At 62.1% G+C, this 8,312-nt stretch carries 12 protein-coding genes; 3 read left to right on the top strand and 9 right to left on the bottom strand.

Annotated elements, in window-relative coordinates; genetic code table 11:
- Positions 1–171: 171 nt before the first annotated feature.
- The 6 genes from prfB to AC1DMG_RS17330 form a co-directional block, all read right to left on the bottom strand.
- A protein-coding gene (gene prfB, locus AC1DMG_RS17355; RefSeq protein ID WP_477180830.1) for a peptide chain release factor 2 occupies positions 172–1,297 on the bottom strand; the annotation gives its coding sequence in 2 pieces (ribosomal slippage) (positions 172–1,221 and positions 1,223–1,297; 1,125 coding nt in all).
- A gap of 217 nt (positions 1,298–1,514) precedes the next feature.
- Complete coding sequence (gene asnB / locus AC1DMG_RS17350) at positions 1,515–3,188, bottom strand: asparagine synthase B (protein WP_477180829.1); 1,674 nt, start codon at positions 3,186–3,188, stop codon at positions 1,515–1,517.
- A 93-nt stretch (positions 3,189–3,281) separates the two neighbouring features.
- The gene (locus tag AC1DMG_RS17345; RefSeq protein ID WP_477177556.1) at positions 3,282–3,410 is read right to left on the bottom strand and encodes a hypothetical protein; all 129 of its coding nucleotides are present in this window, start codon (positions 3,408–3,410) and stop codon (positions 3,282–3,284) included.
- Between the two features lie 49 nt (positions 3,411–3,459).
- Positions 3,460–3,852 carry a SpoIIAA family protein gene (locus AC1DMG_RS17340; RefSeq protein ID WP_441602383.1) on the bottom strand — a complete coding sequence of 131 codons (393 nt, stop codon included), beginning with the start codon at positions 3,850–3,852 and terminating at the stop codon, positions 3,460–3,462.
- A gap of 85 nt (positions 3,853–3,937) precedes the next feature.
- Entirely contained in the window at positions 3,938–4,879 is a 942-nt protein-coding gene (locus tag AC1DMG_RS17335) for a hypothetical protein (RefSeq protein ID WP_477177555.1), read from the bottom strand.
- Between the two features lie 62 nt (positions 4,880–4,941).
- Positions 4,942–5,220 (bottom strand): 2-hydroxyacyl-CoA dehydratase, encoded by a 279-nt coding sequence (locus tag AC1DMG_RS17330; RefSeq protein WP_441602385.1) that lies wholly within the window; start codon positions 5,218–5,220, stop codon positions 4,942–4,944.
- A 256-nt stretch (positions 5,221–5,476) separates the two neighbouring features.
- Here AC1DMG_RS17330 and AC1DMG_RS17325 point away from each other — a divergent pair, with 256 nt between their 5' ends.
- A complete protein-coding gene (locus AC1DMG_RS17325; protein ID WP_477177554.1) occupies positions 5,477–5,647 on the top strand; it encodes a hypothetical protein in 171 nt (56 codons plus the stop codon).
- A gap of 30 nt (positions 5,648–5,677) precedes the next feature.
- Here AC1DMG_RS17325 and AC1DMG_RS17320 read toward each other — a convergent pair whose 3' ends face one another.
- The 3 genes from AC1DMG_RS17320 to AC1DMG_RS17310 form a co-directional block, all read right to left on the bottom strand.
- Positions 5,678–6,094, bottom strand: coding sequence for a GFA family protein (locus AC1DMG_RS17320; RefSeq protein WP_477177553.1), 417 nt, complete (start codon positions 6,092–6,094; stop codon positions 5,678–5,680).
- Between the two features lie 81 nt (positions 6,095–6,175).
- Positions 6,176–6,406 (bottom strand): hypothetical protein, encoded by a 231-nt coding sequence (locus tag AC1DMG_RS17315; RefSeq protein WP_441602388.1) that lies wholly within the window; start codon positions 6,404–6,406, stop codon positions 6,176–6,178.
- A gap of 397 nt (positions 6,407–6,803) precedes the next feature.
- Positions 6,804–7,328 carry an addiction module antidote protein gene (locus AC1DMG_RS17310; protein ID WP_477180828.1) on the bottom strand — a complete coding sequence of 175 codons (525 nt, stop codon included), beginning with the start codon at positions 7,326–7,328 and terminating at the stop codon, positions 6,804–6,806.
- A 97-nt stretch (positions 7,329–7,425) separates the two neighbouring features.
- On the opposite strand from AC1DMG_RS17310, the gene AC1DMG_RS17305 reads away from it, so the two are divergent.
- The gene (locus AC1DMG_RS17305) at positions 7,426–7,740 is read left to right on the top strand and encodes a HigA family addiction module antitoxin (protein WP_477179135.1); all 315 of its coding nucleotides are present in this window, start codon (positions 7,426–7,428) and stop codon (positions 7,738–7,740) included.
- Between the two features lie 253 nt (positions 7,741–7,993).
- Positions 7,994–8,308, top strand: coding sequence for a HigA family addiction module antitoxin (locus AC1DMG_RS17300; RefSeq protein WP_477177475.1), 315 nt, complete (start codon positions 7,994–7,996; stop codon positions 8,306–8,308).
- The last annotated feature ends 4 nt before the right edge of the window (positions 8,309–8,312 follow it).

The following is an 8,312-nucleotide window of genomic DNA, read 5'->3' as shown; positions in this document are numbered from 1 at the left end:
CTTGCCGGCCGTGCGCGCATCCTCCTTGACGCCCTGGCTGGCAGAATTGTCTTGCGCGGCGACCATGCCCTGGCACGCCATCAATGCAACACATGCCATCAACGTACGGAAAGTCTTCCTGCGAGTCATGCGGGCATTACCTCCGGTGTGGCCAGGTTCCATAGGTGTCGATCAGGCATCCACGCGCTTGGCACCGGCATCCAGGCCGGACTTCAGACTCGCCTCGACGAATTCATCAAGGTCGCCGTCCAGCACCTTCTGCGTATCCGAACGCTCGATGCCGGTACGCAGGTCTTTGATACGGCTCTGGTCCAGCACGTAGTTGCGGATCTGGCTGCCCCAGCCGATATCGGACTTGGTCGCTTCCAGCGCATCCTTCTCGGCGTTGCGTTTCTGCAGCTCCAGCTCATACAGCTTCGCCGCCAACATCTTCATGGCGCGATCGCGGTTGGCGTGCTGGCTGCGTTCGGTCTGGCAGGCCACGACCGTATTGGTCGGGATATGCGTGATACGCACCGCCGACTCGGTCTTGTTGACGTGCTGGCCACCGGCGCCGGACGAGCGATACACGTCGGTGCGCAGGTCGGCCGGGTTGATGTCGATATCGATGTCGTCATCGACTTCCGGCGACACGAACACCGAGGTGAAGCTGGTGTGGCGGCGGTTGTCCGAATCGAACGGGCTCTTGCGCACCAGGCGGTGCACGCCGATCTCGGTCTTCAGCCAGCCATAGGCGTAGTCGCCTTCCACGCGGAAGGTGGCGGACTTGATGCCGGCCACTTCGCCACCGGAGACTTYCATCAGCTCGGCCTTCCAGCCGCGCGACTCGGCCCAGCGCAAGTACATGCGCAGCAGGATTTCGGCCCAGTCCTGCGCCTCGGTACCACCGGCGCCGGCCTGGATGTCCACGAAGGCGTTGTTGGCGTCCATCTTGCCGGAGAACATGCGCTGGAATTCCAGCTTGCTCACCTTGGCTTCGAGGCCGGCCAGGTCTTTGACCACCGAGTTGGCGGTGTCTTCATCGTTGTCGGCGGCGGCCATTTCCAGCAGCTCGCCGGCATCGGTGAGGCCGGCCGTCAGGCTGTCGATGCCGCTGACGATGGTGTCCAGGCGGGCGCGTTCGCGGCCCAGCTCCTGTGCGCGCGGCGGATCGTCCCACACGGTGGGGCTTTCCAGTTCGCGGCTTACTTCTTCGAGACGCTCACGCTTGGTGGCGTAGTCAAAGATACCCCCTAAGCGACTCGACGCGGCCCTTGAGGTCCGCGATCTGCGCATGGATCGGATTGGTCTCGATCATGTGATTTGAAATTCCGGATATTCAGCCTTCTAGGATAACAGAGGTGCCTCAGGGGCCGGAATGCGCCCGAAGGGACCACTGGCGTGAACGCGCGTTCAGACGGGGCGGTCGGGCCGCGTCCCGGCAGCGGCCACAAGAGCGGCGCCATCCAAGGGGAGCGGCGGCGCCCCGTGCGATCAGCGACGGCCGTGCAAGCGCTCGTCCATCGCCTGACACCTCAGCCCAGCGCCTGCTGGTGCACGCCGCGCACGGCGCGGCCGGAGGGATCGGCCGCAGCCGCGAACGCCGGATCCCACGCCAGCGCCGCCGGCGAGGAACAGGCAATCGACTTCCCACCGGGCACCGTTTCCGCACACGCCTGCCCCGGATAGAACCGCTCGAAGATGCGCCGATACAAATAGGCTTCCTTGGTGGCCGGCGGGTTGTGCGCAAAGCGCGTGGCCGCGGCAGCGAACTCGCGATCGCTCACCGCCTGCTCGGCGTGCGCCTTGAGGCCGTCGATCCAGGCGTAGCCCACGCCATCGCTGAACTGCTCCTTCTGTCGCCACAGGATCTCGTCGGGCAAGGCGCCCTGGAACGCTTCGCGCAGCACGGCTTTTTCGATCCGTCCCTGCCCCGCCATCTTGTGACGCGCATCCATGCCCATCGCGACGTCGAGAAATTCCAGGTCGAGGAACGGCACGCGCGCCTCCACGCCCCAGGCCATCATCGACTTGTTCGCGCGCAGGCAGTCGTAGCTGTGCAGCGCGTCGAGCTTGCGCACCGTTTCTTCGTGGAATGCCTCAGCGRAAGGCGCCTTGTGGAAATACAGGTAGCCGCCAAAGATCTCGTCCGACCCTTCGCCTGACAGCACCATCTTCACACCCATCGCCTTGATGCGACGCGCCAGCAGATACATTGGCGTGGAAGCGCGGATGGTGGTGACGTCATAGGTCTCGATGTGTCGTATCACCTCGGGTAACGCGTCGAGACCTTCCCAGAAGGTGTACACAAAGCCGTGGTGCACCGTTCCCAGGGCATCGGCCGCCACTTGTGCCGCGGCGAGATCGGGCGAGCCTTCCAGCCCGATGGCGAAGGAATGCAGGCGCGGCCACCATGCTTCGCCGCGGTCGTCATCCTCCACGCGATGACGTGCAAAGCGCGCGGCACAGGCAGCCACGAGCGAGGAATCCAGGCCGCCCGACAACAACACGCCATACGGCACGTCGGTCATCAGTTGACGATGCACGGCTTGTTCAAAGGCATGACGCAACTCCGGCAAAGGTACCTGGTGTCCCTGCGTCTGCGCATAGTCGCGCCATGGCTTGTGGTAGTAGCGACGCAGCTCGCCATCCACGCTGTCGTACACGTGCCCCGGCGGAAACGGCGCCACATCGGCACACAAACCAACCAGCGATTTCATTTCCGAGGCAACGCACAGCCGCCCTTCCTTGTCGTGCCCCCAATACAGCGGACACACRCCAATCGGATCACGCGCTATCACGTAGCGCGACTCGACGCTGTCCCATAGTGCAAAGGCGAAAATGCCATTGAGCTGGGATACCCAAACAGACGGCGATTCGTGTTGCCGATACAAGGCGTTAATCACCTCGCAATCGGAGCCCGTGGTGAAGTCGTAGTCGCTTGCCGCACGCAACTCGCGGTGGTTATAGATCTCGCCATTCACCGCCAGCGCAAGCGCGCCATCACGCGAATGCAAGGGCTGCGCGCCGCTGGCCGGGTCGACGATGGCCAGGCGTTCGTGCACAAGGATCACCCCCGCATCCACGAACACACCGCTCCAATCCGGGCCGCGGTGACGCTGGCGTTGCGAAAGCTCGAGCGCCTGCTGGCGCAACGCGGCCAGATCATCGCCGGGCTGCAGATCGAACATGCCGAAGATCGAACACATGAGCTGGATTCCTGGTTTGCCTTTCACGTGACGGAAAAACAAAAAGGCCCGCAGTGAGCGGGCCTTTTTGCGTGTGTAATGTGTTGCTGCTGCTTACACGCCGGCCCACCCGTGGTTGCGGGTATTGTTATTGGCGTTGTTATTGTTCAGCGCGCGCACGCACTCGCTGGCCGACGCCGCAGCGGCGGTCATGGCAACGAGTTTGGCGTGAAGGCTGATCATGTGGCCGACTTCATCACATGTCGCGCCAGCTGACAAGCGCCGATTAGTTTCATTTGTTCCCATCCTCGTCGACGGGCCGCGGTTCGCTGATCCATGCCACCGCTTCGTCGAATTGCACGTCGTGGAACAGCTTGAACTCCGCCGGCACGGCAAACCCCATGGCAGTCGCTGTGATGCGTAACCAGTGCACGTCCGTCACCAGGGCCACGCGATCCCAGCCACTGAAGTGACGGAAGCCAAGCTGCGCGTCCTCCCACATGGCGCCTGCGTCAAAACCGGTGAAGTCCGGGCTGATGTGATAGAGCAAGCGCAGCTTTCGGTTGACCGCAAACGCCGCTTCGATATCGGGCACGAGGATCTGCGAGTAATCCGTGGCGGTGACCTGCCCGCTTGCACGAAAGCCCAGTGCACCCGCCGGCAAATCTGGAATCTGCTCGATCATGATTGACGTCCTCACCGTGATGGACGTCTGTATCTCAAATGGATTGTTACGGAGACGTCATCGCCGCAACAAGGATGCTTGCGCGTTACGGCTGCTGCGCTTTCGCGTGCGCCTCAAGCCACGGCGCCAGCGGTATCTGCCAGATGTTGTATTTGCTGTTATCCCAGTCCGCACGCACGGTGCCGGGTGCGATATCCACCAGGCGATCGCTGGCGAAGTAAAGCGTCCGATGGTCGGGACTCAGGCGCGCTTCCGCGTCAGAGACGGCGCTGTTCACGCCATTTCCCAGATGGATCGGCGTGCCCCATGTGCCGTTGTCGCGAAACACGATGAAAAGATCGATCTGACGCGCCGGCGAACGGCTGGAACCAAACACCACAAAGGACTCATCCGGCGCCACCGCAGGATCGACATCGGTGACATGGCCATCGCTGAAAGGCAGCGGCTGCGGGTCATCGTAACCACCGCGATGCCATGCCGCCCGATACAACTGGAAGTGCTTCGGATTGGCCGCCGGGTGCATGAAATACAGGCTGCCATCGGCCGCCACGCTGGGCGCAAAGGTGGAATCGCTGCGATTGACGTTATCCGGCAGGCGCACCGGCGCGCTCCACTTGCCGTTCTGCCACATCACCTTCCACAGGTTGCCGCCACGCTCGGGAAAGCTGCGCCCCATGAAGAACCCATCGAGCGGTTTGCCGCCCGGCGTCTTCGGGCGATTGGAAACGAAAACGAGAAAGCGCCCATCCGGCGACATCGAAGGCTCCATATCGCTCCACTGTCCGGAGAACGGCGCCATCACCGGCGTGGACCAATGCCCATGGTCGAGATGGCTGACCAGGATGCCGGAATACGTGCCATCGCTACGCGTGAAATACACCGTGTTGCCATCGGGCGTGAAGGCCGGCGCGCTGTCATGCAGCGGTCCGGAAATCACGCCGGGCGCGAACACCGTCGGCGTGACGTCCTGCGCTATGGCATCGGCACACATCAAGGCGAACACGGCAAGTACGGCGTAACGCAGCATTCCGACACCTCATGGTGGGAGCGCCGGATGCTAGCGCCCCTGCGAGCAAGGGCAAAGTGCGCTTAGTCCTGCTCGGGCGCCTTTCGGCTGACGCGACGCTTGCGCTGCGGGGCTTCCGAGGCGGCAATCAAGGCTTGCAGATACGCGATGCCTTCTTCCTCGGGGAAAAACGCCACCACGTCGGCCACGCTCAACTGATAGCGCTCACGCAACGCGAGGAACTCGCGACGGGCGCGCTCCATCGGCTTCTCCTTGGCATCGCTACGACGCGTCTGCTGCTCCTTGTCGAGTGCGGCCAGTTCTTCCTGGAACTGCCGGAATGCGTCTTTTTGGATAGCCATCGCAAGGGCGTCGTCGTGGCGATGCGGGGCGGCCATTGTGACACGCCTGCTCGAAATCGCGGAAATGGCAGGTGATGCCGCAAAAGATTCATAGAGCTGCGCCCCGGGGAGCACTCCGTCATGAGAATGTCAAAGCCTGCGATTCCTAGGAATTTGATAAGAATTCCGTTTGCCCAAATCGGCGCCTGCTTTAACCGGTCACCAACGAGCCGCTGGCTAGTCTGAAGTTCCCAGGCGACCACCAGCAGGAGTGCATATGGATCCGATGACCCTTGATGCGCCATTTGCCGGCGACGAACTTCACGCCAGGCGCGTGTCGCCCGAGCCCGCCGAGGGCTATGTGCTGGACCCATGGTCCGGGCTCTACACGGAAACGGAAGCGGCTTATCAAAACCGGCTGCAATCCTCTCCGACACTCATGGCATGACACGAAAAACCCCGCCACGGCGGGGTTCTTTCAATCCGGAAAAGCCTCGTATTGCGGCAGATCGTCGGTGATCTCGAACCACGGCGCCTTCGAGCCGACAAAGATGTGTTTACTCGGGCGAATGGAAGGCGCATCGACCAGCGTTCCCATCGCCACATGGACAAACGCACCATCGCGCACCACCGAATAAAGCAGCGAGCCGCAACGGCCGCAATGTGCATCGTGCCCCGTGGGATCGCCCACGATCAGCAATGAGTCCTCACCCTGGATTAACGCCAGGTGTTCCCGCTCTATGCCCGCGAACGGCTTGAACGCCGAGCCGGTGGTGCGACGACACTGCGAACAATGGCAGTTGGCGGCGTACAGAAAAGCATCCTGCACCTGATAGCGGACGGCACCGCAATAACACTGCCCTACTAACGCATCGCCCGCATGTTGGGTCGCCATGGCCTGTTCTCATCCGTCTGATCTGGCGGATGTTAGCCCAGCCATACCCCGCCGTACTGGCGGGCGGATGCGCAAGGTCAGTTACTGCCCCTCACGGTCAGCATGTGCGCGAATCCCACGCAACATGATTTCCGCCTGGATTTGCCCCGCAATCGCCGAATCATCGGCCGCATGCCCATCCATCGTCTCCTGCAACGTGGCAAACCCATACAACCAGGCCCGCCAATACACCGACTCGCCCCGCTCAAAGACCTCGCAAAAGACCTCGATCGGCTCGCCCAGCTCATCAATCAACGTGAAATTCATTTCCATGGCAGCAACCACTTGTTGGAAGCACAGCCGCACCCAGCCGCCTGGAAAGGCGGTGCTCAGCGCGTACGAATGCCGTGCCGGGGATGGAGTTGGTGTTACTGATTAGGGGTGTATCAAGGAGCGTGCCAGCGGGGGCTTTTTAGTTCGAACATGGAGCATCGAAGGCGGATGCAAGACTCGCCTTCTACTGCAGACCCCAAGGGGCGCAGCGCATATTGCGTTGCGACGCCCCGAAAAAAAAGCCCGCTTGGGCGGGCTTTGGTTGCGCCCAAAAAAGCGCAAACGGTATCGGTGAGCTAGTGCGGGATCCGCTCAACAGATCATCGGCTACGCCTGGCGGCACACTGCTCTGAAAATGGAAGAGTGCAACAGGCGCCCGCGCGGTCATCAAGGAGCACTAGGCGCGAGCACGTTTCTTCGTCGCGACCGTCTTTGCTGCGGCCACCGCCACGGGGGCATCGTCGCGCAACTTCCGCACCCGCTTGACGGGCGAGGCGCTCTTCACCGGAGTCACCTCAAAACGCACGCCAAGCGCGCTGAGCAATTTTCCCACAGTGGCAAAGCCGGGCTTTGCGCCTGGTCGAAGCATCTTGTACAGGCTCTCGCGACCAAGGCCGCTTTCCTCGGCCACGCGCGTCATGCTCCGCGCCTTCACCACGTCAGCGACGGCGAGCAGAAACACGTCCATGTCGCCACGCGCTTGCGTATCGACAGCGAGCAGTGCCGCCACGCGCAGGCGCGTGGATTCCCCGGCAGAGCGCTGCCGTGGCCGCTTCCCGTGGCCGTCACGGCCAGCCTGGGCACGGCGATCCACTGCCTTCAGCGGTACGCCCGCCTGCTCGGTGACGAGCCTCGAGTGAACACCACACGCCTCCGATGATCGCCGTTGCAGCGCATCGGCCGGTATGGCGATGCGCCTCACTCGGGCGATCACCGACGTAGCTGCCAAGCATTCACTGACACGGAGCGCTGTAAGCGCCTATCCGCTGTGCGGCCGTGTCCGACAGGGAGGAACCACCATGGAACTGATCCAGCTCACCCCGCATTCGGAAGTGGACCCCTCGCAACCCCTGCGAGCCCCCGGCGACATCTTGCTGCACGCCTATCTGATCCCGAGCGCCCTCAATCCCGCCCAACTTGCCCGCCGCACCGGCATACCTTCCAATCAGATCAAAGCTTTCATTGCCGACACCCACCCCATCACCCCAAAAATCGCCGTCCGCCTTTCCCTCGCCTTCGACACCACCGCCTTTTACTGGCTGGCATTGCAGGCACGGCACGATCTAGAAAGGGTGAAGCCGGTGGTCCGCGCCTATCGTCCTCTTGTTGATTAAGCGAGTTAGTGCAACAAGAGTCCGCGCAGGTGCACAAGCAAAAACTGGGATCAGAACTGCATTTTCCGTCGCCAAATCAGACATGCGCTGCACTGCCGATTCCGTCAGAGGAAAGAAAGTGCACTCTGACCCCAGTTTTGCGGCGATGCGCCTCATTCGGGTGATCACCGACGTAGCTGCCAAGCATTCACTGACACGGAGCGCTGTAAGCGCCTATCCGCTGCCCGGCCGTGTCCGACAGGGAGGAACCACTATGGAACTGATCCAGCTCACCCCACATTCGGAAGTAGACCCCTCGCAACCCCTGCGAGCCCCCGGCGACATCCTGCTGCACGCCTACCTCATCCCAAGCGCACTCAACCCCGCCCAACTTGCCCGCCGCACCGGCATACCCGCCCACCACATCAAAGCCTTCATCGCCGACACCCAGCCCATCACCCCCAAGATTGCCATTCGGCTATCTCTGGTCTTCGACACCACCGCCTTTTACTGGCTGGCACTTCAGGCGCGGTACGATCTGGAAAGGGAGAAGCCTGTGGTGCGCGCTTATCGTCCGCTTGTTGATTAAGGAC

The sequence above is a fragment of the Dyella sp. 01N36 genome, assembly GCF_056399745.1.
The sequence above is the reverse complement of the archived record's forward strand: the minus strand, read 5'-3'. Positions and strand labels throughout refer to the sequence as shown.